The organism is Agromyces sp. NPDC029043, assembly GCF_055564615.1.
In genome coordinates this window covers 40,515-65,466 of sequence record NZ_JBVHVX010000019.1, presented here as the reverse complement: position 1 = coordinate 65,466, position 24,952 = coordinate 40,515, and the positions used below count along the sequence as shown (strand labels likewise).

Below are 24,952 nucleotides of genomic sequence, written 5' to 3'. Positions count from 1 at the left end.
GAGAGTGACCGACGAGAACCTGGTGGGCAGTCATCCCGACGCCGTGCCGGGGCAGTGGGTGCGCGCGTGTCTGCTCGCGGATCTGGCCGTGGGCCGGGGCGTGGGCGTGCTCGGTCCGGAGTTCGAGCAGGCGGCACTCTTCCGGGTGCCCACCGGCGAATCCGACCGGGAGGCCGTTGCCGGCCGAACCAGGCTCTATGCGATCGGCAACATCGATCCGTTCGCCCGCGCCGCGGTGTTGTCGCGCGGGCTGACCGGTGACCGCGGCGGGGAGCCGACGGTGGCCAGCCCGCTGGGCAAACAGGTGTTCTCGCTGCGCACCGGGATCTGTCTCGATGACGAGACGGTCGCGGTCCGCAGCTACGCCGTTGCAGTCGTCGACGACGCGGTCGAGGTGTACTTTCCGGACAAATGAGTGCACACAGCCCCACTGAGGACACTGCAGCCCTTCCACTGGCGGGATTCACCATCGGTATCACCGCGGCGCGTCGTGCCGAGGAATTCGCGGCGCTGCTCGAGCGTCGCGGCGCGCAGGTGATGATGGCACCGACCATCCGCATCCTGCCGTTGGCCGACGACACCCAACTCGAGCGCGTCACCGAGGAGATCATCGCTCATCCACCTGAACTGATGGTGGCCACCACCGGCATCGGGTTCCGCGGATGGGTGGAGGCCACCGACGGCTGGGGCGACGCCGAGGACCTGATCACCGCACTGGGTACCAGCAGGCTGATCGCGCGCGGCCCCAAGGCGAAGGGGGCCATCAGAGCCGCGGGTCTGCGCGAGGAGTGGTCCCCGGCCAGCGAGTCGTCGTCGGAAGTCCTCGAACGACTCCTGGACGAAGGCGTCGACGGTGTGCGCATCGCCGTCCAACTGCACGGCGCCACCACCGAATGGGAGCCACTGCCGGACTTCTGCGAGGTATTACGCGCCGCCGGGGCCGAGGTACTGCCGGTTCCGGTGTACCGCTGGAACATCCACCCCGACGTCGACCGCATCGACAAGATGGTGTTCGCGGTGATCCGCGGCGATCTCGACGCCATCACCTTCACCAGTGCGCCGGCGGCGGCCGCGATCCTGACGCGGGCCAAGGAACTCGGGAAGCTGCCGCAGTTCACGCACGCGATGCGGACATCGGTACCGGTGTTGTGTGTCGGCTCGGTGACCGCGGGACCGCTTGCGGCACTGCAGATCCCGACGACCTACCCGCAACGTTTCCGGCTCGGCGCACTTGCCCGGTTGATCACCGAGGATCTGCCGCGGCGCGGACATCACCTGCGCGTACACGGCCACGACACCGCGATCCGCGGTCAGGCCGTTCTCGTCGACGGTAAGGTGCGGGACCTGTCCGCGACGAGCCTCATGCTGCTGAAGTCGTTGGCGGTCAATCCGGGACGCGTGGTGTCCCGGCAGGAGTTACTCGCCGGCTTGCCCGGTGACAGTTCCGACACCCACGCCGTGGAGGTCGCGATGGCGCGACTGCGGAGGGCGCTCGGTGATCCGAAGATGGTGCAGACGGTGGTCAAACGTGGCTATCGCCTCGCCGTCGACCTGGAGTATGACGGGGAGGAGGGCGAATGAGTCCTCGACGAATGGACGGTTTACCCGTGGGCGATCGGCTGCGCGATGTCAGTCCGATCATCGTGGCGCACGGCACGCGAAGTCCGCATGGCGTCGGTGTGATCGCCGAGATCGCCGCGGGCGTGAGTGAACGGATCGGCGTCACCCGGACGGCATTCGTGGACGTGCTGGGGCCGACGCCGAGCGAGGTGATCGCCGATCTGGATCGTCCGGCGGTTCTGGTCCCCGCGTTTCTGGCATCCGGATACCATGTGCGCCAAGATATTCCGGCACATGTTGCCGACGCAGGACGCTCCGACACCATCGTCACCCGTGCGCTCGGGCCGGATCACACGATCGCCGCGGTCCTGCGCTTGCGGCTGATCGAGGCGGGATGGCGTCCCGGTGACGTCGTCGTCCTCGCCGCGGCCGGGTCGTCGGATGAGAGTGCCTGTGGTCAGGTGCATCTCGCCGCCCGCCAACTCGAGAACCTGATCGGAGGACGCATCGAGGTCGGTTTCATCACGACCGCATCACCGGCCGTCCCCGACGTTGTCGCGGCGGTGCGCCGGGGCCTGCATCACGGTGGGGGCGTGCATCACGGCGGCGGCCTACATTTGGGCGGGGGGCGGCACGGGGTCGGGGGACGGCTCGGGCGTCGCCGGGTGGTGATCACGAGTTACCTGTTGGCTCCCGGGCTCTTTCACGAACGGCTGCACACCTACGGCGCCGACATCGTGACCGAGCCGCTCGGTGCCGATCCCCGGATCTGCGACCTCATCGTCACCCGCATGCGTGCTGCGGTCAGTCCGTATCGGCGCCGGGCGTCCACCGAGCCACACGCATGACGACCTTTCCGTCCCGCACCGGCACCCCCTCGGCGGCCAGCCGATCGAGCTGACGCTGCGCCAGATGTGGTGCAGGAGAACCGGATACGCCGATGACCCGATGCCAGGGGAGATCCGCGGAGTCGGTGCGCATGATCCAGCCGACGATCCGCGGGCTTGTCAGTCCCACCGCCGCCGCCAGGTCGCCGTAGGTGGTGACCCTTCCCGTGGGAATCGCGGCGACCAGCGCGCGCACCGCCTCGATCTCGGCGTCGCTGACCGCGGCCATCGGGTCAGTCCCGGTCCGCGTCGCGTCGGTCGACGGCCCGCCTCACCAGCCGCGCCACCAGATCCGGCGCGAGGAACGGCACCATGTGCTCGCAGTCGGCGTGGATGATCTCCACCTGCTCCGGGAGGTCGGCGAGGAAACCCGCGCGGACGAACGGTGGGTCGACACGATCGGCGACGACGACCGTCGTCGGCACCCCGGCGGGTGGCAGGCGGTGTGGTCGGGACATCTCGCTCCAGGCCGTCGCCGCTCCGGGTTTGCTGACGCGCCACCCGACTCGGCCCGGGCCGAGATCGACGAGATGATCGTCGATCTCGTTGTCCAACACACGATCCGGGATATCGGCCCAGCCCTCGGAACGCTTCGCGGCACGCGCGGCGTCGGCGTCGGCGTAATCCCAATGCTCCAGACTGTCGGTGGCCACCCTCAGCGCCCACTCCGGATCGAGGCCCTGTGCCGGATCGAGCAGGATGATCTCGGCGGGCCCGCGGCCGGCCTCGTGCAACCGGTGCGCGAGATGCACCGAGATCGCGCCGCCGAAGGAATGACCGAGCAGGATCGGGGACGTGTCGTCGGGGAGATGGGTGTCGATCACCTCGATGAGTCCGTCGACATTCGCGTCGATCGACCACGGCGGGGTGAACGGTGAGAAGCCGTGCCCGAGCAGATCGGGAGCGATGACCCGTACGCCGGGGAGATGCTCCTCCGCCAACAGCCGCCACCGTCGACCGTGGCCGGTGAGTCCGTGGACGGCGAGGATCGCGGGGGCGTGCGGGTCGTCGGGGCCGAAGACGTCGACGTTGAGTGGCATGCGCATCATCCTTGCAGGTGTGCGTCTGCGCTGTTCCGCGGCCGCCGCAACGTTGTCGGTGGTGCGTGCAACGATGGGGTCATGGTCAGCAAACAGGCGCGCGGCACCTCCGCGCGGGGCGGTTCGGTGCGTGGCGCCGCCCTGCGTGCGCGCCTGGTCGCCGGTGATCATGCCGCCACGACGACCCGCGAGTGGCCGGCGCCGGCCGCCGCGGTCATCGGCACGACGTCGAGGCCGGCGGGGGAGGACGCGTGGAGTCCGTTCCGCGTTCACGGTGGGCCGGGCACCGGTAAGACGTCACTGATCGTCGACGCCGCGGTCGCACGTCTCACCGACCCGGCCGTCAGTCCGGAGTCGGTGCTGGTGATCGCCGCGAATCGGCGGGCGGCGGTCACGCTGCGCGAGGAGATCACCCGCCGGGTGCTCGCATCGGATGCCGGTTTCGCCGGCGGGGCAGACGAGGGTCAGGCGCCCGGCCGCGGTGCGGTCCGCGAGCCGCTCGTGCGCACCGTGCACTCCTACGCCTTTGCCATCCTGCGGTTGCAGGCCTCCGCCCATTCGAATCCGCCGCCGAGGCTGATCACCGGCTCGGAACAGGACGTGGTGCTGCGGGAGTTGCTCGCCGGGGACATCGAGGACGGCGCCCGGTACTGGCCACCTCATCTGCGTCCGGCACTCGCCACCGACGGCTTCGCGCAGGCGCTGCGTGATCTGTTGATGCGCGCCGCCGAGCGCGGGGTGGGCCCGGAGGATCTGACGGCACTGGGGCGTCACCACAAACGGCCCGAATGGGTGGCGGCCGGTCGGGCGTATGCCCAGTACGAGCAGAACATGCTGCTGCGCGGTGCGGTCGGCCTCGCGACTCCCGGTGCATCGGCACCCGCCGTCGACGCCGCCGAACTCGTCGGCTCGGCGCTCTCGGCCTTCGCCACCGACCCGGATCTGCTGGCCGGGCAGCGCCGCCGCATCCGGCATCTCCTTGTCGATGATGCCCAGCACCTCGATCCGCAGGCGGCATCGCTGCTGACGCTCATCGGGACCGGTACGGACTCGACGATCATCGCCGCCGACACCGACCAATCGGTGTTCGGCTTCCGCGGCGCGAACCCGTCCTTCGCCGACGGACTCGCGGACTCCGGCGATCCGCGGGACGTGGTGCTGACGGTGGATCACCGCAGCCACCCGTCGATCAACCGGGTCGGGCGGGCGCTGGTGGCGCGGCTGCCCGGTGCCCGGCCACATGCCTACCCCGAACCGGCCACTGCGGAAACCGACGCCGCCGGACCGGCCACCGCCACGGGCGCACGGGTGCAGGTGTTCTCGTCCTCGGCGAAGGAGGCCACCGCCGTGGCCGATCTGCTGCGCCGGGCGCACCTCTTCGACGGCGTGCCGTGGTCGGAGATGGCGGTCATCGTGCGGTCGGTCTCGTTGGCGCTGCCCGCGTTACGACGCGCATTCCGCTCAGCCGGTGTCCCGATGTCCACCCCTACCTCCGATCTGCCCCTGCACCGGCAGCGCGCGGTGATCGGTCTGATGCTCGTCCTCAAGGTGATCGCCGCGCGGGATACGCGGCGCGGTGTCTGGATCGCCGCCGATACCGCCGGTCTCGCACACGAATTCGGCGTCTCCGAGACTGCCGACGATGTCACCCTCGACGACGTCATGGAATTGCTCACCGGTGTGATCGGCGGCGGTGACCCGGGGTCGATGCGGCGGCTGCGCCGCGGGGTCCGCCGCCTCGACGAGAAGGCCGGCGTCGTCGACGTCGACTCGCTGACCTCGTTGCGGTCGGCTCTCCTCGATACCGAAGCGGCACAACGGTATCTGCGTGGACTGTCCGAGTCGGAGGCCAAGCCGCTGCGTCGGGCGCTGTCCGTCGTCGACGCCGCGTATCGCGTGCACAGCGCGAACCGTGGGCTCGAGGAGACCCTGTGGGCGGCCTGGCAGGAAACCGGACACGATCGTCGCTGGGCGGCCAGTGCTCTGCGGGGTGGGCCCCTCGGGGAACAGGCCGACCGTGATCTCGACGCCGTCATCGCGATGTTCGAGGCCGCGGGCACCTTCGTGGACAATCTGCCCGCCGCGGGGCCGAGCGGATTCGTCCATTACCTGACGCAGCTGCAGATCCCTCGGGACAGCCGTGCGGCCGGTGCCGCCGCGGACTCGGTGACCGTGCTCTCCGCACATGCCGCGACGGGTCGTGAGTGGGAGGTCGTGGCGGTCGCCGGGGTGCTCGACGGATTGTGGCCATCGCTGAAGAGCCGGGGCAGCGTGCTCTCGACGGGGCAACTCGTCGATCTCCTCGACGGCATGTCGGCCGCCGCGGTGGACACCGTCGCCCGGGGTTCGGTGGCTGTCGCCGACGAACGACGCCTGTTCCTGGTGGCCTGCACGCGCGCCCGGTCCAGCCTGCTGGTGACGGCCGTCGAGGACGGCGTCGGTGATGCGTCTCCCTCCAGATTCATCGGTGAGATCGCCTCCGCAACAGGAGAATACGATGATCTCGATGGCCAGTCGGACGAGTACGGAGAGACCCTCGACGAGCTGCCGCTGCATCCGGGCGTCGGTCGGGTGCTGTCATTGCCATCGATGGTCGCGACGCTGCGCGCGGCGCTGGTCGACGGAGCCGCGGAGGCGGGCTCCGGTGCGGCCGGGGAGCCGGGCTCCGGTGCGGCCGGGGAGCCGGGCTCCGGTGCGGCCGGGGAGCCGGGCGCCGGTGATGCGGGAGCACTCCCGGCCCGCGCGCAGGTCGCTGCCGAACTCCTCGCCGAGCTCGCCGACGCCGACATCGCCGGTGCGCACCCGCGTGACTGGTACGGGCTCGCCGGCGCGAGTACCGATGTGGCACTGTGGGATTCCGGCCGTGGGCCGGTGCCGCTGTCGCCGTCGAATGTCGAGTCGCTCTCGAAATGTTCGCTGCGCTGGATGCTGGAACGCAATGGTGGCCGGGACGGGGACGCCGCCCCGGCGATCACCGGAACGCTCGTGCACACCCTGGTGCAGGCGGTGGCCGGCAACATCGACCCCGACGATGTCGCCGACGCGTTGCGCGAGATCTGGGACCGCGTCGACAACGGTGTGGCGTGGTACTCCGCACGCGAACTCGAGCGGACCGAGGGCATGCTCTCGAACTTTCGTGACTGGCTGCGGGTCTCGCGCGCCGAGCTCACCGAGTACGCGGTGGAGACCGACGTCGACGCGACGGTGCCGCCCGCCCCCGACGATGATCTCGCCGTTCGGCTGCGCGGACGCATCGACCGACTCGAGACCGACGCGCAGGGGCGTCCGGTGGTCGTCGACGTCAAGACCGGCAAGTCGCCGATCACCGCGAAGGACGCCGCTGATCACGCCCAGCTCGCCGCCTATCAGGTCGCGATCGCACTGGGCGGGATCACCGGGTTCGGGGTCACCGAACCCGGTGGCGGCCGACTGGTGTTCGTGTCGTCGGTGAACAAGAAGACCGGGGCCGCGCAACGCACCCAGGATCCGCCGACCCCGGAGAAACTCGAGGAATGGACGGCGTTGGTACGCACCGCGGCCCGCGCGAGCGTCGGTCCCACCTACACGGCCACCCCGAACTCGGGATGCGTGACCTGTTCGCTGGTGACGAGTTGTCCAGCGCAGTTGCGGGGGAAGTCGGTGATCGATGATTAGCGCCACCTCGCTGGCCGCGGCGCTCGAATTGCCCGCGCCCACACCGGAACAGATCGAGGTGATCGAGGCTCCCCTGGAGCCGATGCTGGTGGTGGCCGGCGCCGGCGCCGGCAAGACCGAGACGATGGCCTCGCGCGTCGTCTGGCTGGTGGCCAACGGACTGGCCGGCCCCGAGGAGATCCTCGGCCTGACGTTCACGCGTAAGGCCGCGAGCGAACTCGGTGCGCGCATCCGGCGACGGCTGTCGATGCTCGCGGGGTCGTCGGCGCTGCGGCACTGGGATCCGGCGGGCACCCTGGCCGCCCGTCTGCGCAGCGCCGATCCGGAAGTCAGCACCTATCATGCGTACGCGGGCAGGCTCATCGCCGATTACGGCCTGCTCCTGCCGGTGGAACCGACATCGACGTTGCTGTCGGAAACGGAACTGTGGCAGTTGGCATTTGGGGTGGTGTCCACCTGGCCGGGGGAGCTGACCACCCCGAAGGTTCCCGCGTCGGTCACCGAGGCGGTCCTCAAGCTCTACGCCGAAACCGCCGAACACCTCGTTGACCTCGACGATCTCGCCGGCGCCGGGGATGACCTCTATCACCTGATCGACACGCTGCCGCCGGGTCCGCGTCAGCAGGCGGCGCCCAGCAACCAGGTGCGCAAGTACCAGGAGGTCATCGACGAACGCCGCGAGCTCATCCCGATCGTGGCGGCCCTCGTCGATGCGATGAAGGCGCAATCGGCGCTCGACTTCGGTTCGCAGATGTCCATGGCGGCTCGTCTCGTCCGCGATCATCCCGACGTCGCCGACGCCGAACGCACATCGGTGCGCGCGGTGCTGCTCGACGAGTATCAGGACACCGGCCATTCTCAGCGAATCCTGTTGTCCGGCTTGTTCGGTGGCGGTGCTCCTGTCGCCGTGACCGCCGTCGGCGATCCGATCCAGTCCATCTACGGGTGGCGCGGCGCGTCCGCGGCGAACCTGCCTCGCTTCACCCGTGACTTCCCCAAGGCCGACGCCACACCGTCGGATCGTCGGGAGTTGTTGACCAGTTGGCGCAACAGCACGTCCGCGTTGCACCTGGCGAACGAGACGTCGGAGGAGCTGCGTCGGCGTGGGGTCCCGGTGAGTGTGCTACGCGCTCGCGACGGTGCACCGGCGGGTACCGCCCAGCTGGCGCTGTGTGAGACCGTCCTGGACGAACGGGCCTGGATCGCCGACCATATCGAGGCACGGTGGCGTGATGCCGAGGCCTCCGGGCAGGCGCCGCCGACCACGGCGATCCTGGTGCGGCGCAACGAGGACTCGGCGCCGCTGGCTGCCGAACTACAGGTCCGGGGTATTCCGGCGGAAGTGGTGGGACTCGGCGGCCTGCTGCACGTGCCCGAGGTCGCCGATATCGTCGCGACGCTGCGGTTGATCGCCGATCCGATGGCGGGCACCGCGGCCATGCGGCTGTTGACCGGGGCGCGCTGGCAGTTGGGCGCGGCCGATCTGGCCGCGCTGTGGCGGCGGGCCCGGGAGATCGCGGTGATCAACCGCAACGAGGCCACCGGCGTGATGACGACTCGCGAGGAACTCGACGCCGCACTCGATTCGGCATTGCCCGCCGAGTCCGTCGATCAGGCCGGGATCGCCGACGCCGTCATCGATCCGGGTGATCCGTCGCGCTACAGCGAATCGGGACTCGCGCGTATCAAGGTGTTCGGGCGCCAGCTGGAGACCCTGCGGCGCAGGATCGGTCAGCCACTTCCCGAATTGGTCGCCGACGTCGAGGTGGCGATCGGCGTGGCGGTCGAGGCGCAGGTGAGGGCCCGCCGAATGCGCGGATCCACCACGGGCCGTGAGCATCTGGACGCCTTCGCGGATTACGTCGCCCACTACGCCGAACGGCCCGGCGCGAACCTGCCCGGCCTGCTGGCTTTTCTGGACGCCGCCGAGGTCATCGAGAAGGGTCTGACACCGGGGCAGATCGAGGTCGCCTCCGACCGCGTGCAGATACTGACCGTGCACGCCGCCAAGGGGCTCGAGTGGGACGTCGTCGCCCTGGTTCATCTGTGCGACAAGATCTTTCCCGGTGGCCGGGCCGACTCGACCTGGTTGGGGAGCCCCAAGGAACTGCCGGCCGAGTTGCGTGGTGATCTCGTGGCGACACCCGCCGAGGATCCCGATGCCACCGGCGAGGGATTCCCGCGCCTGGACCTGCGTCACCCCTTCAACGACCGGAAGGAACTCGAACAGGCCATCGACGATCACAAGGCGGCCATCGCCGAACGCCGCCTTGAGGAGGATCGTCGGCTGCTCTACGTCGCCCTCACCCGAACAAAGGACGCGCTGCTGCTGTCGGCCCATCACTGGTCGCCGGGCAGGGACAAACCGCGCGGGCCGTCGATCTTCTTCGACGAACTGCACACCGTGATGAGTGAGTCGATCGCCGATCCGACGACGGACTCCTCCGGGCTGATCATCGATCACATCGCCCCCGACCCCGAGGACGGCGCGGAAAACCCACTCGACGACGAGGACACGAGCCGAGTCTGGCCCTACGATCCGCTCGCCGAGCGGCGCCACACCATCGAACGCGCCGCCTCCGCGGTGGTGAGCGAGCTCGCGGCGCGGGACGTGCAGACCCTCTTCGACGACGGTCCGGGAGCTGCGGTCGCGCAGGCCCCCGAGGAGCCGGACCTTCTCGACGCCGCCGAATCCGACCCGGCGATGATCGAACTACTCGCATGGCGGGCCGAGGTGCGCGCGTTGCTCGCCGAACATCACTCGACCAACGTGGCCCTCGTCGACGTCGCGCTGCCCGCCCATCTGTCGGTGAGTCAACTCGTCGAACTCGATTCTGACGAGCAGGGTTTCGCGCAGCGGCTGCGTCGGCCGATTCCGTTCGCGCCCAACCCGACTGCACGCCGCGGCACGGCGTTCCACGCGTGGGTGGAACGCTTCTTCGGCGCAACCAACCTGCTCGACATCGACGAGTTGCCCGGCGCCGCCGACGCCACCGCCACCCCCGACGCCGATCTCGACGAACTGCGCGACCGCTTTCTCGGGTCGGTGTGGGCGCAGCGCAGTCCCACCGAGGTGGAGGTGCCGTTCGAGACGGTCATCGGGACGACGGTGATCCGCGGACGCATCGACGCGATCTTCGCCGAACCCAACGACGGCTGGTTGGTGATGGACTGGAAGACCGGTGCGGTTCCCGAGGGCGCGAAGCGGACCTCGGCGTTGGTTCAGCTCGCCGCGTACCGGATCGCGTGGGCCGAACTGGCCGGCGTCGCACCGGAACGTGTGCGGGCGGCGTTCCATTACGTCCGCAGCGGCTACACCCTGGAACCCGATGACCTGCCGGATGCCGCGGCACTCGCGGGAATGCTCGCCACATGAGTTAGATTCGTCGAAGAATTATGAGACTGGTTCAACCTGGCTGCGGGAGGCGTCATGCGTAACCGGATTCGGCGGCGCCTCTCGCGTGGTGAGCTCGCCGACCGCCCCGACTATGCGCTCGTCGGAGTCGTCCGGATTCCGGAACTGCAGTCGAGTCCGGGACGGGCGATCGGCAAACGCGTCGTCTTCGCGATCATCGCGCTCTTCTTCACCGCGACGATCGTGTATCTCGACCGCGACGGGTATCGGGATGTGCAGGACAACTCCCTGTCCTACCTCGACGCGCTGTACTACTCGGCGGTCACGCTCTCGACGACCGGCTACGGCGACATCACCCCGATCACTCCCGAAGCCCGCCTGCTGAACGTCCTGATCATCACGCCACTGCGTGTGCTCTTCCTGATCGTCCTCATCGGAACCACTCTCGAGGTGCTCACCGAGCGCTCCCGGCAAGCACTCAAGATCCAGCGCTGGAGGAACACCGTGCGTAATCACACCGTGGTCATCGGATACGGCACCAAGGGCCGCACCGCCGTCGACGCCATGATCGGTGACGGCACCAAGCCCTCGGAGATCGTCATCGTCGACGCCGATCCGACGGTGCTCGAGTCCGCCGCCTCCGATGGCCTCGTCACCGTGCGCGGCGACGCCACCAAATCCGATGTGCTGCGTCTGGCGGGTGTCGCGCACGCGTCGTCGATCGTCGTGGCCACCAACCGCGACGACACCGCGGTGCTCGCGACCCTCACCGCCCGCGAGATCAATCCGCGCGCCAAGATCGTGGCGTCCATCCGTGAATCGGAGAACACCCACCTGATGCGCCAATCCGGCGCCAACTCGGTGGTCGTGTCGTCGGAGACGGCCGGCCGCCTCCTCGGCATCGCGACGGCCACACCGTCGGTGGTGGAGGTCATCGAGGATCTGCTCACTCCTGATCAGGGGTATGCCATCGCCGAGCGCGAGGTGGACCCGACGGAGACGGGCGGCTCGCCGTCGCACACCAAAGACATCGTGCTCGGCGTGGTGCGGGGAGGTGTGCTGCACCGTGTCGACGACAGCGAGGTGGAGCAGATCGAAGCCGGCGACCGTTTGCTGTACGTCCGGAAGGGGCCGTCGGAGTGAGCGCGAGATTCGAACTCACCCAACCGCCGATGCTGTCGCGGGCGACGTACTCGCGCGCCGACGAGATCCGCGACGAACCCGAGCGGATGATCACCGGATGGCCGAGTGCCCGCGTCCTGCTGATCGACGCCGCCGGACGCTATCCCATGCTGCCGAACGGGTCGTTGCGGTGGGTCGACGCGTTGACGGTCGCACCGCAACCACCCGCCGACGCGGCGTTCCTCGGCGTCCTCGGTACCGACCTGTGGGCGCTGCGCACCGACACGATCGACGGCGACTCCTCGGATCCGCGTCGTGGTGCCGCCCACCTCGACGCCGACGAGGCCGGGCTCCTCGCCGCCGCCCTCGGCATCCTGAATTGGCATGCGAGCGCGTCCTTTTCGCCGGTGAACGGGGACGAGTTGGTTCCCGCGCGTGGTGGTTGGGTCCGCCGTCATGCCTCCGGTCACGACGAGTTCCCGCGCACCGACCCGGCGATCATCACCGTCGTCCACGACGGCGCGGACCGTATCCTCCTCGGCCGTCAATCGGTGTGGCCCGAGGGCTGGTACTCGACCCTCGCCGGTTTCGTCGAGCCGGGGGAGTCGTTGGAGCAGTGCGTGATCCGTGAGGTCCGTGAGGAAGTCGGCATCGAGGTACACGATCCGCAGTACCTCGGGAGTCAGCCGTGGCCGTTCCCGCGCTCTTTGATGCTCGGCTTCGAGGCGATCGGGAATCCCGACGACGAACTGCAGTTCCTCGACGGCGAGATCGGCGACGCCATCTGGTTCGATCGCGCCGAGGTGATCGCCGCACTCGAGCTCGGCAACAACTGGTCCCGCGACGAGACCCCGGGCACGCCGGCCGCCGACGCCCCTCGCCTGCGCTTGCCCGGGTCGATCTCCATCGCCCACGCGATGATCACGGCCTGGGCCTACGCGAACTGACCCGGCCGCCGATCGCGTCGGCTGTTACCCGGGCAGATCTCAGGCGATCACCTGCGCGTAGGCGTCGCGCAGCCGGTTGAGGTCGGGGGACTGGACCTTGGTGGCCGTGTAGATGCCGTCGATCGTCTGCTGCTTCTCGGTGACGCACTGCTTGAAGTCCGCGGACGATCCCATCATCTCGATCATGCGCATCTCGTTATCGACCCCGTACGGGTTGATAAGTGCCATCGGCTCGATCTGCATCGGCGGCCCCGAGTCGGGAACCAGGGTGAGCTTGACGGCCAGGGCGAAGGGAACGTGAGTTTCCTCGGACAGCCCGACGGTGACCACCATCCGGTCGGTCGATCCGGGCTGCACGGTGAAATCGATCGGCGCGGACACGTTCTTCTGCACGCCGCCGGCCTGGCTGAACGGAATCGTGAGCGAGTACTCCGCCGACACCCGCGTCTCGCCGCCCTGCCGACCGCAGTCGACATTCTCCCCGATCAGCACGTCGGCCTTGATGGTGCCGATGTGCGCCGCGGTGCCGCCGTTGTTCTTGATGGTGATGTCGATCGGCGTCACGGTGCGATCGGTGACCGGAGTGGTGGCCGACGGATTCGTGACGTCGTAGGTGACGGCCTTGATCGGTTCGGGGTTCTGCAAGGTCACCGCCGCGAACTCGAGACTCCCGGCGGAGGCGCTGCCGTCCTGGCGCACCTGAAAGTAGGTCACGATCAGTCCGGCGACGGCGATCAGGGTGCCCAGCGAGATCCACACCGGATGCTTGAGTGCGCGCATCACCGACGACGACTTCTTCGGCGGCGCCGCATTGGGCAGGTACTCGGTGGGGCGTTGATCGAAACCCGGTGCGGTATAGCGCGGTTCGGGTTGCGGCGCGATCGGGATCTGCCACCCGTCGGGCGGCCCCGGGGCGTTGATCGAATGCGTCGGTTGCACCTCCGAGTACGCGGTTGCCGCCCGGATCGCTGTCGTCGGGATAGTCGTCGTCGGAGGGGCGTCGGGTTCGGGTGAAGCGGGTTCGGGTGCCGCGGGGTCGGGTTCGGGTGCGACGGTCGACGGCCCAGGTGTCGACGGCGCGTCCTCGAGCCACAACTCCCACCCGGTCGGCGGCGGACCCCACGCCGGATCGGGGCCCCAGTTCTCGGGCGGTCGCCAGTCCGGCGACGGCGGTGGCGGCCAGTTCGGGGGAGGGTTATAACGCACCGCGGCGGAGTCCTTCGGTTCGGTAACGATGTCGTGCGCGAATTATCGCGGAGCGATTCTCCGCATGGGTACCGTGCGGGTCGTCGACCCTCGGAATTAGTCCGTTCGGGCTCATGCCGCCGCTGCGTCGTTCATCCGGAACACGATCGCCGGACGTGGTGTTATGAACAGCATGAGCAACGTGATCGACGACGACGCCGGCGCCCGCACCTCCGATTCCGGCGAACTGACGATGTACACCACCTCGTGGTGTGGATATTGCGCCCGCCTCAAGACCGGGCTCAAGAGTGCAGGGATTCCGTGGCAGGAGATCGACATCGAACTCAATCCCGATGCCGCGGAGTTCGTGGGCAGTGTCAACGGTGGCAATCATGTGGTGCCCACCATCCTCTATGCCGACGGTTCGACTGCCACTAATCCGTCGATCGCCGAGGTCAAGGCCAAGCTCGGCGCCTGAGCGACCGATGGCTTCCGGTGAGTGTCGGGAGCGTCTGGGATAGTGGTCGGCGTGACCGATCCCAGCATTGTTCGCGGTGGTGCCATCGTCGCCGGACTCGATCCGGAGCAGAGCGCTGCCGTTCTCGCGCCTCGCGGACCGGTCTGCGTGCTGGCGGGTGCCGGGACCGGCAAGACCCGCACCATCACCCGTCGGATCGCGCACCTGATCGATACCGGTCAGGTCAATCCCGGCCAGGTACTCGCGGTGACGTTCACGGCGCGGGCGGCCGGCGAGATGCGCGGGCGGCTGCGGTCGCTGGGTATCAGCGGTCCGGGAAACTCGGTGCAGGCGCAGACTTTTCACGCGGCGGCGATGCGGCAGCTGCGGTATTTCTGGCCCCGGGTGTTCGCCGGGATGAGTTGGGAACTGCTCGACAACAAATTCCCCATCGTCTCGCGGGCTGCGCGTCGGGCCGGCCTACCGACGACCACCGAGTCCCTGCGCGACCTCTCCTCGGAGATCGAGTGGGCCAAGGCGTCGCTGATCTCGCCCGAGCGCTACACCGAGGCGGTGACGTCGGCCCGGCGTGATTCGCCCGCGCCGCCGGACAAGGTCGCCGCGGTGTACGCCGGCTATGAGCAGGCCAAGTTCTCCGAGACCGGTGATCGTCTCCTCGACTTCGACGATCTGCTCATCTACACCACCCAGATCCTCCGCTCGGATCCGGCGATCGCCGAGGAGTTCCGATCGCGATACCGCTGCTTCGTCGTCGACGAGTATCAGGACGTGACGCCTGCTCAGCAGGGCCTGCTCGACGAGTGGCTCGGGGAGCGCGACGATCTGACCGTCGTCGGCGACGCCAACCAGACGATCTACACCTTCACCGGCGCCACCCCGAAATACCTGCTCGACTTCACCCGCCGATTCCCCGACGCGACCCTCGTCCGACTCGAGCGTGACTATCGGTCCACCCCGCAGGTCGTCGATCTCGCCAACGAGGTCATCGGTGCCGCCCGCGGGCGGATCGCCGGTACCCGCCTGCGGCTGATCGGCCAGCGCGATCCCGGGCCGCGCCCCGAGTTCGCCGAGTATCCCGACGAGCCGACCGAGGCCGCTGCGCTGGCCACCAAGATCAAGCGCCTCATCGAGTCCGGCGTGGCGCCCGCGGAGATCGCGATCCTCTACCGCGTCAACGCCCAATCCGAGAATCACGAGCAAGCGCTGTCCGAGGCGGGGATTCCGTATCAGGTTCGCGGTGGGGAGGCGTTCTTCACCCGCGGCGAGGTACGTCAGGCAATGCGTAATCTGCAGGCCGCCGCCGCCCGTGACGATCTCCCGCCCGCGGAGGCCGCCGACGGCAGCAACACCGTGCCAACGCTGGTCCGGGCGGTGCTGGTCCCGCTGGGTCTGACCGATGAGGAACCCACCGGCGCGCAGGCCAAGGCTCGCTGGGAATCGTTGCGCGCCCTGGTGACGCTGGCCGAGGGCCTCGTCGAGGACACCCCGGATCTCACCCTGCAGGGGCTCGTCGCCGATCTCGCGGCCCGCGCCGAGGCGCGTCACCCACCGACGGTGCAGGGCGTCACGCTGTCGTCGCTGCATGCCGCCAAGGGACTCGAGTGGGATGCGGTCTTCCTCACCGGCCTGACCGACGGTTCACTGCCGATCAGTCAGGCCATCACGGCCGGCGACGACGAGGTGGAGGAGGAGCGTCGGCTCTTCTACGTCGGCGTGACGCGTGCCCGCGAGCATCTGCATCTGTCGTGGGCGTTGGCCCGCAACGAGGGCGGACGCTCCCGACGCCGGTCCCGCTTCCTCGTCGACATCATCCCCGACGATTCGCCGGCGTCGAAGATCGCCGAACCACGCAAGCAGAAGAAGGGCCCCGTCTGCCGGGTCTGCGGCACCCGCCTGGTCGGATCGTCGGCGGCCCTGCTCGGTCGCTGTGATCGGTGCCCGAGCGACCTCGACGAGGATCTGCTTGTCGCACTGAAGGAATGGCGTCTGGCCCGCGCCCGCGAGCGCGACGTGCCCGCATTCACCGTATTCAGCGACAAGACCCTCATCGCCATCGCCGAACAGCGCCCCGACGACGAGCAGGGATTGCTCGGCATTCACGGGATCGGGCAGAAGAAACTCGTCGACTACGGCGAAGAACTGATCGACGTCATCAAAACCGCAGGTCAAAAATAGGTTGTGCATGTCCGCCCGGGCGTTTTAGGCTGGTCGGGTCATCACGGGGAGATCGTCGTGTGTCCGTCGCAGTGCGGCGTGCACCTGACCGGTCTCCGACGACACACCACCGCACCAACGACGAGCAGAAAGGAAGGTCTTCGACGATGATCGGAATCGTGATCTCGGGCGTGACATTCGCACCGAAGCATGCACTGCCGGCGCAGACCCTCGCTCTGCCCATTCGTGGTCGTGCGTGGCATGCCGTCGAGAAGCTGCGCGCTGCAGCAGCAGTGGCCGCCAAGCCGGCACACGTGCACGCCGCACGAGCGCATCAGCGATTCCCCGTGTATCACCGGATCATCCCCCACGCGTCACACGCGTAAGGAGACCATCCGAGACATACAGGCCACGGGCGAATCGCGACCAGCGAACCCGTGGCCTTTTTGTCTGTGATCCCTCTCCCGCCTCACCGGTGAGTAAGAGATCCACAGTCGACGGGCACCCGGTTCGCACAGAGACCGAGAACAACCTGATCGATGTGGAGGAACAACTGATGAGTACCGGATTGGTGCTGGAGTCGTGTATGACGGCGGGGGACTCCCGCCGCTCCGTCGACGTCCCCTGCCAGGTCAGCGACGCCGACCTGTGGTTCGCCGAGGACCCCCGAGATCTGGAGCGCGCCAAGGAATTGTGCGTCGACTGCCCGTTGCGGTCGGAGTGTCTGGCCGCCGCGCTGGACCGCTCCGAGCCGTGGGGTGTGTGGGGCGGCGAGATCTTCGACCGTGGCACCGTCGTCGCGCGCAAGCGTCCGCGTGGACGTCCGCGCAAGAACGCCGCATGATCCCGCGCGCCGCGGGGGCGAGCACAACCGAACGGCCGACCACGCCGCGAGTGATCACCGCACTCGCGGCGTGGCCTGCGTTTCGGGGTCACGTGGTCCCTCTCTTTCGCGCGCTCCTTTCCGCGCTGTCGGACCTCCGAGGGGACATCCGATGCGGCGACCTTGCCGCCACACAGGTAAGGTTCACCTAACTCGCAGGAATGGGTCGGTAGCCGGAACGGGATGCGATGACGCAACTGCAGAGCACGCGGACCGCACTCGCACGCAAGGTGCTGGGCGAGGAGAAGTACCAGCGCGCGATCAAGGTCATCGGGGAACGCAAACAGCGCCCCCGGATCGGCAAGGTGAAGTTCGGCGATCTGCGTCGGCTGGAGCCCGTGTGCCGCGGCTACGGCTATGACCGCGGTCAACCCATCGACCGCTTCTACATCGAGAACTTCCTCGCCGAGCACAGCCCCCTCATCACCGGCGCCGTGCTCGAGGTCGGGGAGCGCACCTACACCGAACGATTCGGGACCGGCGTCACGCGCTCGGACATGCTGAACTACGTCGACCACGACGACGCGACCTACGTCGCCGATCTCACCGACGCGTCGGAGATCCCGGACAACTCCTACGACTGCATCATCATCACCCAGACCCTGCAGATGATCTTCGACGTCCGCGCGGCCGTGACCACGATGCATCGCATTCTGAAGCCGGGCGGCGTCGTGTTGTGCACCGTGCCCTGCATCAGCCAGATCGCCGACCCGGCATGGACCTGGTACTGGGGTTTCACCGAACTCGCTCTCACCCGACTGCTCGCCGAATCCTTCTCCGCCGACGGCGTGCGTGGGCGTGGCTACGGCAATGTGCTCTCCGCGACGTCGTTCCTGCAGGGGATGTCCGCGCGGGAGTTCTCCGAGCAGGAACTCGCCGTCGTCGATCCGGAGTATCCGGTGATCGTGGCCGCCGTCGCACGGAAAATCGATGTCACGCCGTAGCGCCGTGATCTCGGCACTTCGGTTGCGGGCGCGGCATTTTCGGCGGCGCGGCGGCATCCTGATGTACCACCGCATCGCCACCGAGAGTGTCGACCCGTGGGAGATCTGCGTCAGTCCCGCAGCCTTCGACGAGCAGATGAGGGTGCTCGCCGCCACTCGTGCCGCCGTCGACCTCGGGGCGTTCACCGCCGACCGGGGTGGCGTCCTCACCTCGGGCGGCAGCCGCCTCGCGGTCACCTTCGACGACGGCTACGCCGACAATCTGACCGCCGCACTGCCGATCCTCGAACGCCACGAGATCCCGGCGACGATCTTCATCATCGGCAACGGCATCGGCCGCACCCGCGAATTCTGGTGGGACGCACTGGAACGCGCGATCCTGTGCAGCGGCCCGCTGCCCGAGCACCTGAGCTTTCCGTTCGGCAGCGGTCCGCAGGAGTTCACGCTTGCCCGGCGCGGCTGCGATCGCAACGACGACCCGCGCTGGCGCGCCGACTCCTGCGAGCCGCGCACCGAGCGGCAGCGATTGTTCCGCACACTGTGGGATGGGATCGTCGTCCTCGAACCCGCCGAGCAGGATGCCGCGATCGATCACCTGCTGGCCTGGGCGGATCAGCCCGCGACATCACCGCCGCACCGACTCCCGGTCACCGACGAACAGTTCGACGTGCTGGCCGCGCATCCCCTGATCACCATCGGCAGCCACACCCTCGATCACGCCTCCCTCACCGATCATCCGCTGACCCGGCAACGGGTACAGATCGCCGGGGGACAGGCACTGCTCACCGAGCGCGTCGGGCGGCCGGTCACGCGATTCTCCTACCCCTACGGCAGATTCGACGACGCCACGCGTGCGCTGGTCGCCGACCTCGGCATCGATTCGGCGTGCACGAGTGTGCCGATGTCGGTCACCGCGGCCGATGATCGACACGCGTTGCCGCGGCTCCAGGCGATCGAGATGGACGGTGATCGGTTCGCCCGGTGGTTGCGGGTCGGGCACGGGCTCCTCGCGGACAGCTCGCCGAGCACCACCGGGATCGTCGAGAAGTCCGTCACCCGGCCAGGCCGGGCACCCACTCTTCCATGATCGCCCGGTAGGGGGCCTCGGCCTCGAGTTGGGCGGCGATACCCACGCAGCCCGCCAACACCCGGAACACCATCACATACTGCTTGGGCACGTTCAGGTTTCGTGACGTCTTGTACACGTCGCCGCGCACATCGGTGGCCTTGCCGGCCGCACGCTGCATCCACTTGCGGGTGAAGTGGAACGACTCGCTGTAGAGCGGATCGACGTAGGGCTTGAGGTACGCCTCGATGTCGGCGGCGCTCACCTTGTCCGCATGGGAGCGGCGGATGAACTCCGTCTGCACCATGAGCTCTTTGAGCTCGTCGTACTTGCGGTCGCGCGCGAGCCGCAGAATCGGCCCGGTCTCGGGCGGCAAACCGTTCGGATAGTGCCCGACGGCACCGAAGTCGAGGACGCCGAACCGGCCGTCGTCGGTGATGAAGAAGTTGCCCGGATGCGGGTCACCGTGGATCAGTCCGACGCGGAACGGTGAACTCACCTCGAAGGTGGCCATGCGGGCGGCCGCCTGGTTACGCGTGTCCTGATCGCCGGAGGTGATGATCCGTGACAGCGGTGTGCCGTTGATCCATTCGGACACGACGACCTTCGGGGCGCTCGCGACGACCTTGGGGACCACGAAATCGGGGTCGCCGTCGAAGGCCTTCGCGAAGGCGCGTTGATTGTCGGCCTCGCCGAGATAGTCGAGTTCTGCCTCGGTGCGATCGATGAGCTCGTCCATCATCGCCTTGACGTCGGTGCCGGGGGAGAGCTTCTGCAGCAGACCCGACATCCGGGAGAGGGTCTTGAGGTCGGCCTTGAGGGCGTGATCGGCGCCGGGGTACTGCACCTTCACCGCGACCTCGCGACCGTCGGACCACATGGCCTTGTGGACTTGGCCGATACTCGCCGAAGCGGCCGGCTCGTCGGAGAACTCGCGGAAGCGTTCACGCCATTTGGTGCCGAGCTGCTGATCGAGGACCTGATGGACCTTCGACGCCGGTAGCGGCGGTGCCTCGGCCTGGAGTTTGGTCAGTGCCTCGCGGAACGGTTCGCCGAACTCCTCCGGGATGGCGGCCTCCATGATGGACATCGCCTGGCCGACCTTCATGGCTCCACCCTTGAGCTCACCGAGCACCGCGAAGAGCTGTTCGGCGGCCTTCTCGAGGAGTTCCTGGTTGACCTCGTCCTTGTCCTTGCCGACCATGCGTTTGCCCAGTCCGGCGGCGGCGCGTCCGGCCATACCCAGCGGCAGCGAGGCCAGCTTCGCGTTGCGGCGACCCTGTCCCCGTGTGATGTCACTCATCGAGATCCTTTCCCCGGATCAAGGATAGAGGAACCGCCCACCGATTCCGCCGACCGCCGCAGACTCGGCGGCCGTAGTCGGGGCGATGTCGTCAGGGCAATACCGCCGGCGCGCAGCCGCACAGCGGATGGGTGCGGCGTGCGCGTTCCACCAACCGCATGGGGGTCGGCCGCAGTTCCAGCGCACGATTCTCCAGTTGCGGTCGCCCGCCGGGCAACGACGACGGGTCCCCGACACCCCGCGACAGTTGCTCGATGTGTTCGTGGGCGAGGGCGGCGGTGGCGCGCGTCGTCGCGACGCTTGCGACCCCCGGGCGCCCGATCAACTGGGTGGCGATCACCGGCCAGGCCGGGTCCAGCATCGACCGGTGATGATCGGCGCAGCGCAGGCAACTCGTCAGGCCGGGAAGCACGAGCGGCCCCACCACGCCCACGCCGTCGCGGACGAGGACCGGCAGATGGGGAATGCGCAACTTCATCAGGTCGGCGATGAGCAGAGGCTCGCACACCAGATCGTCGGCGAGGACGACCAGGCTGGCCCCGAGTAGGTCGGTCAGGGGAAAGCCATTCGGCCGCAACATATCCCGCAGCGCGGACCCGACCGACCCGTGCCCGTGCACATGGATGCGCAGCGGTGGGGTGGCCGGTTCGGTGTTCGCGGTGACGAGCTTGTCGGCCGCGGTGAGGGCCGCGAGGATCACCGCGGCGTCGTGCTGGGTCAGCCCCGCCGACCGTGCCCGCCGCGCGAAGGTCGCCCGGTCACGCGGCGTCGACAACCACCGCAGGAGGGTCGCCACCTTGATCGAGTCGACGGCGGGCTTCAGCTCGATGAGCAGGCCGTCGGGACCTCCACCCACGCGTATTCGATTGTCCGGCAACGTGATAACCAGCGTGTTGGGGCGCAGCTCCGGCACCGGCGAGGGGATCTCGACGGGGCCCGTCCGGGTGGAGGCGAGGGGCGTCGGGGTGATGTCGAGGGCTGCCATGGCGCAACTCTGCCACCGATCGGGCGGCAGCGGCGGAACTCATCCACAGGCTCGGTTCCGACCGGCGTGCAGGCGCTCAGCGGCCGGGGGTGTCGTCCTGATCGTCCTCGTCCGGGCCGTCCGGTGCCGCATCGGAACCGCCTGTGGCGCCGCCCTTTTGGGCCTCGCGCTCGGCGGCGATGGTCTTCTCCAGTTCGGCGATCGGATCGTCGAAGGTGCTGACGTCGCCGCCGATGACACGGTCGATGAATCCTGCCGGATTGTCGAGATCCTCCGAGTCGGGCATCAGGTCGGGGTGGGCCCACACGCCGTCGCGGGTCTCGATATCCGACGACTCCAGCAACTGGCGCCACAGCGCCGATGCTTCCCGCACCTTGCGGGGGCGCAACTCCAGGCCGACGAGGGTGGCGAAGGTCTGCTCGGCCGGTCCACCCGATGCCCGACGACGACGCATCGTCTCGGTCAGTGCGCTCGCGCTCGGGAGTCGGTCACCGAGGGCGGCCGAGACGACCTGCTCCACCCAGCCCTCGACGAGGGCGAGGAGGGTTTCGAGCCGGTTCAGTGCGGCCGTCTGCTCCGGTGTCGTCGTCGGTTCGAACGACGTGGAGGAACTGATCAGTTCCTCCAGCTTGGACGGATCGGAGAGCAGCTGCGTCGGATCGATCTGCGAGGTCATGTTCTCGATACCGCTGAAGTCGATGCTGATGCCGCGGGCATACTCCTCGACGGTCGACAGCAGTCGTTGACGGAGCCACCCGACATGGGCGAACAGCCGCACGGTGGCTGCCTCACGCGCAGCGAGGAAGACGACGATCTCCTGGCCGGGCTGCTCGAGTCCCTCGGCGAAAGCGGCGATGGCCTCGGGGAGCAAAACCGCGGTGCCCTCGGGTGCCAGCGGGAGTCCGATGTCGGTGCCGCTGAGCACCTCCTTGGCGAGGTGACCGAGTCCCTGGCCGAGTTGCGTGCCGAAGGCCATGCCGCTCATCTGGGTGAGCATGCCCATCATCGGGCCGGCGAACTGCGCGGCCTCGGGCGGCAGATTCTTCTCCCAGGTGGTGGAGAGCTGCTCGGCGACCGGATCGCACAGACGCTTCCATGTCGGCAGAGTCTCCTCGAGCCACTGCACCGGCGTCCATGCGACCGACGTCGTGACGCCGCTGGGCAGGGTCGTCGCGTCGTCGAGCCACACCTCGGCCAACCGCACCGCGTCGTTGACCGCACCGGTCTCCTTGTCCAGGATCGGCGTGAAATTGCCGATCTGCTGGCGGGCGAGATTCGTGGCGACCTGATAGTTCACCGGGCCTCCGCCGCCGCCCGACATACCGGTGCCCATGCCGCTGAACATGTTGCCGAGCTGGGAGAACATCTGGCCGAGTTGGGACGGGTCGAAGGACGAGGGATCGAAACCTTCCGTGCCGCCGAGCGGGAATCCGAACGGATTCTGCCCGCCGGCATTGCCGGAGGAATCGCCGGGGGAGTTGTCGCGGCGCTTGTTCTTGTCGTCGTCGGAGTTGTCGGACGACGAGAAGCCGAAGGGGAGATCGGTCATGACATCCACGGTACCGCCCGGCCGCGCGGGGTGAGGGCGACGTTCGACGATCCCGCGGTCCACTATCCTCGGCGGAATGTCCATGACACCCGGTCACCGGAGACTGGCCACCGTCGCGGTGACGGTTCTCGTCTTCGTGCTGCTGTTCTTCCTCGGCACCACCGTGCGGGTTCCCTACGTTGCTCTCGGCCCGGGCCCCACGGTCAACACCCTCGGCAGCTACGACGGCAAGAGCGTCGTCGACGTGTCGGGCGCACCGGTGGATCCGACGACCGGCAACCTCAACCTCACGACCGTGTCGGTCACCGATGGGCTCTCGCTGTTCCAGGCGATCAGCATGTGGTTCTCCGGCGATTACTCGCTGACCCCGCGGGACCGCATCTATCCGCCCGGGAAGTCCGATGAGGAAGTGCGACAGGGCAATCAGCAGGAGATGTCCGGCTCGGAGGACAACGCCACCGCCGCCGCGCTCACACATCTGGACCGACCCACCAAGCTGATCGTCGCCGAGGTCGCCGCCGACGGACCCGCGGGCGAGGTCCTCAAGAAGGACGACGTCATCCTCGGCATCGACGGGCAGCCCGCCTCGACCACCGAACAGGTGCAGACCGTGGTCCGCGGCAAGAAGCCCGGCGATGTCGTGTCGATCGAGATCCGACGCGGGGAGGCGACGCAGACCGTGCAGGTCACCCTCGGCGCCCGCCCGGACGACAAGAACGCCGGATACCTCGGTGTGACTCCTGCCGTCGTCAATGCGGACCCGAACCTGAAGATCGATTACAACGTCGGTGACATCGGCGGGCCGTCGGCCGGATTGATGCTGACCCTCGCGGTGATCGACAAACTCAGCCCCGGCGAGTTGACCCACGGCAAGTTCATCGCGGGCACCGGGACCATCGATCCGTCCGGCACCGTCGGGCCGATCGGCGGCATCACGCACAAGACGCAGGCAGCCCGCGAGGCCGGGGCAACCGTCTTCCTCGTCCCCGAGGCCAACTGCACCGAGGCGAAAGACGACGCCCCGGACGGGTTGGACCTGGTCAAGGTCACCGACCTCGATTCGGCCCTGAGCTCACTCGAGGCGATCGGCGCCGGAAAAGACGCCCCGCACTGCTGAGATTCCCACTCACACCTCGTCGTGATCGAAACTGGCGGCGAGGGCGGCGAGCAGCGTGGTCGCCAGATCGGGGTGGGTGAGGAGTTCGATCGGGCCCGACGGCTCGTCGGACGCGTCGTCGTCGGGTCGTAATTGCAGCAGGCTCAATGTGTGTCCGCCGCGCAGTGCCCCGGAGATGAGCCGGGCGACGCGACTGCCGGGATGGGCCCGGGCGGCCTGCGCGGCCGCCGCATCGGCAGCGGCCGGGTCACCGAGGAGTGGTTCGAAGACGGAGTCGATCTCGGCCTCGGCCTCCGGCGGTACGACGACGATCTCCTGCACCAGCGCACATCCGGCGACGGCCGGTGGCCAGGACAGCGTGGCTAGGAACTCTTCGAGCTGATCCCCGTCGGTCACCGCGTCGAGCGGATCCTGGGCGATGGGGCTGAGCTCCGAATCGTCGTCGGGATCGACCAGGTCGGGGCGGCTCGCGGCCAGCACCCGGGTGGGGACGAGCGCGAAGAGGGCAGGTGGCTGATTCCACCCGCCGGCGTCGATGTACTGCGCGACGTCACGCAGGGCTCCACCGAGCGCGTCGGGCGGTGTGCCGGCACCGGGGGCGTCCGGCGGAAGGGGTGTGCTCACGGCGACCATCTTGCCAACCCGGACCCTGTTCTGGCGCGACCAGTACAGTGAACTGCGACCGGCGTGGAGACGCCGAACCGGGCGCGAATGTCCGGCTTG

20 protein-coding genes are annotated in these 24,952 nt (G+C 68.4%); 13 read left to right on the top strand and 7 right to left on the bottom strand.

What is annotated here, in order from left to right; all coding sequences use genetic code 11:
* Positions 1-4 precede the first annotated feature (4 nt).
* The 3 genes from nirD to ACZ4TW_RS19240 are packed head-to-tail and all read left to right on the top strand — an operon-like array spanning position 5 to position 2,408.
* The gene (gene nirD / locus ACZ4TW_RS19250) at positions 5-415 is read left to right on the top strand and encodes a nitrite reductase small subunit NirD (protein WP_465545370.1); all 411 of its coding nucleotides are present in this window, start codon (positions 5-7) and stop codon (positions 413-415) included.
* Positions 412-1,581, top strand: a complete 1,170-nt coding sequence (locus tag ACZ4TW_RS19245; RefSeq protein ID WP_465545368.1) for a uroporphyrinogen-III synthase — start codon at positions 412-414, stop codon at positions 1,579-1,581. The genes nirD and ACZ4TW_RS19245 overlap by 4 nt, the downstream gene beginning before the upstream one ends.
* A 26-nt stretch (positions 1,582-1,607) precedes the next feature.
* Positions 1,608-2,408: a sirohydrochlorin chelatase gene (locus ACZ4TW_RS19240; protein WP_465545366.1), complete on the top strand. Its 801-nt coding sequence runs from the start codon at positions 1,608-1,610 to the stop codon at positions 2,406-2,408.
* Here ACZ4TW_RS19240 and ACZ4TW_RS19235 read toward each other — a convergent pair.
* Complete coding sequence (locus ACZ4TW_RS19235) at positions 2,365-2,676, bottom strand: MGMT family protein (protein ID WP_465545364.1); 312 nt, start codon at positions 2,674-2,676, stop codon at positions 2,365-2,367. The two genes, ACZ4TW_RS19240 and ACZ4TW_RS19235, sit on opposite strands and share 44 nt — an antisense overlap.
* A gap of 4 nt (positions 2,677-2,680) precedes the next feature.
* Positions 2,681-3,487: an alpha/beta fold hydrolase gene (locus ACZ4TW_RS19230; protein ID WP_465545362.1), complete on the bottom strand. Its 807-nt coding sequence runs from the start codon at positions 3,485-3,487 to the stop codon at positions 2,681-2,683.
* An 81-nt stretch (positions 3,488-3,568) separates the two neighbouring features.
* Here ACZ4TW_RS19230 and ACZ4TW_RS19225 point away from each other — a divergent pair, with 81 nt between their 5' ends.
* The 4 genes from ACZ4TW_RS19225 to nudC are packed head-to-tail and all read left to right on the top strand — an operon-like array spanning position 3,569 to position 12,565.
* Complete coding sequence (locus ACZ4TW_RS19225; protein ID WP_465545360.1) at positions 3,569-7,141, top strand: ATP-dependent helicase; 3,573 nt, start codon at positions 3,569-3,571, stop codon at positions 7,139-7,141.
* Positions 7,134-10,517, top strand: coding sequence for a UvrD-helicase domain-containing protein (locus ACZ4TW_RS19220; protein ID WP_465545358.1), 3,384 nt, complete (start codon positions 7,134-7,136; stop codon positions 10,515-10,517). Before ACZ4TW_RS19225 ends, ACZ4TW_RS19220 begins: the two co-directional genes overlap by 8 nt.
* Before the next feature lie 54 nt (positions 10,518-10,571).
* Positions 10,572-11,639: a potassium channel family protein gene (locus ACZ4TW_RS19215; RefSeq protein ID WP_465545356.1), complete on the top strand. Its 1,068-nt coding sequence runs from the start codon at positions 10,572-10,574 to the stop codon at positions 11,637-11,639.
* Positions 11,636-12,565, top strand: a complete 930-nt coding sequence (nudC, locus tag ACZ4TW_RS19210) for an NAD(+) diphosphatase (protein WP_465545354.1) — start codon at positions 11,636-11,638, stop codon at positions 12,563-12,565. Before ACZ4TW_RS19215 ends, nudC begins: the two co-directional genes overlap by 4 nt.
* 39 nt (positions 12,566-12,604) lie before the next feature.
* Here nudC and ACZ4TW_RS19205 read toward each other — a convergent pair whose 3' ends face one another.
* The gene (locus ACZ4TW_RS19205) at positions 12,605-13,504 is read right to left on the bottom strand and encodes a hypothetical protein (protein WP_465545352.1); all 900 of its coding nucleotides are present in this window, start codon (positions 13,502-13,504) and stop codon (positions 12,605-12,607) included.
* 499 nt (positions 13,505-14,003) lie between these two features.
* On the opposite strand from ACZ4TW_RS19205, the gene ACZ4TW_RS19200 reads away from it, so the two are divergent.
* From ACZ4TW_RS19200 to ACZ4TW_RS19180, 5 genes are all read left to right on the top strand, one after another.
* Positions 14,004-14,228 carry a mycoredoxin gene (locus ACZ4TW_RS19200; RefSeq protein WP_465545457.1) on the top strand — a complete coding sequence of 75 codons (225 nt, stop codon included), beginning with the start codon at positions 14,004-14,006 and terminating at the stop codon, positions 14,226-14,228.
* A 51-nt stretch (positions 14,229-14,279) separates the two neighbouring features.
* Entirely contained in the window at positions 14,280-16,403 is a 2,124-nt protein-coding gene (locus ACZ4TW_RS19195; protein WP_465545350.1) for an ATP-dependent DNA helicase UvrD2, read from the top strand.
* A 565-nt stretch (positions 16,404-16,968) separates the two neighbouring features.
* Positions 16,969-17,226 (top strand): WhiB family transcriptional regulator, encoded by a 258-nt coding sequence (locus tag ACZ4TW_RS19190; protein WP_465545455.1) that lies wholly within the window; start codon positions 16,969-16,971, stop codon positions 17,224-17,226.
* 227 nt (positions 17,227-17,453) lie between these two features.
* Complete coding sequence (locus tag ACZ4TW_RS19185) at positions 17,454-18,209, top strand: methyltransferase domain-containing protein (protein WP_465545348.1); 756 nt, start codon at positions 17,454-17,456, stop codon at positions 18,207-18,209.
* A complete protein-coding gene (locus ACZ4TW_RS19180; protein ID WP_465545346.1) occupies positions 18,196-19,296 on the top strand; it encodes a polysaccharide deacetylase family protein in 1,101 nt (366 codons plus the stop codon). The genes ACZ4TW_RS19185 and ACZ4TW_RS19180 overlap by 14 nt, the downstream gene beginning before the upstream one ends.
* Here ACZ4TW_RS19180 and ACZ4TW_RS19175 read toward each other — a convergent pair.
* The 3 genes from ACZ4TW_RS19175 to ACZ4TW_RS19165 form a co-directional block, all read right to left on the bottom strand.
* Complete coding sequence (locus tag ACZ4TW_RS19175; protein ID WP_465545344.1) at positions 19,262-20,578, bottom strand: ABC1 kinase family protein; 1,317 nt, start codon at positions 20,576-20,578, stop codon at positions 19,262-19,264. The two genes, ACZ4TW_RS19180 and ACZ4TW_RS19175, sit on opposite strands and share 35 nt — an antisense overlap.
* Before the next feature lie 91 nt (positions 20,579-20,669).
* Positions 20,670-21,563, bottom strand: a complete 894-nt coding sequence (locus ACZ4TW_RS19170; protein WP_465545343.1) for a hypothetical protein — start codon at positions 21,561-21,563, stop codon at positions 20,670-20,672.
* A 76-nt stretch (positions 21,564-21,639) separates the two neighbouring features.
* Entirely contained in the window at positions 21,640-23,112 is a 1,473-nt protein-coding gene (locus ACZ4TW_RS19165; RefSeq protein ID WP_465545341.1) for a zinc-dependent metalloprotease, read from the bottom strand.
* Between the two features lie 76 nt (positions 23,113-23,188).
* On the opposite strand from ACZ4TW_RS19165, the gene ACZ4TW_RS19160 reads away from it, so the two are divergent.
* Entirely contained in the window at positions 23,189-24,229 is a 1,041-nt protein-coding gene (locus ACZ4TW_RS19160) for a YlbL family protein (protein ID WP_465545339.1), read from the top strand.
* Positions 24,230-24,238: 9 nt separating this feature from the next.
* On the opposite strand, the gene ACZ4TW_RS19155 is transcribed toward ACZ4TW_RS19160, so the two are convergent.
* Complete coding sequence (locus ACZ4TW_RS19155; RefSeq protein ID WP_465545337.1) at positions 24,239-24,853, bottom strand: PPA1309 family protein; 615 nt, start codon at positions 24,851-24,853, stop codon at positions 24,239-24,241.
* Positions 24,854-24,952: the final 99 nt, after the last annotated feature.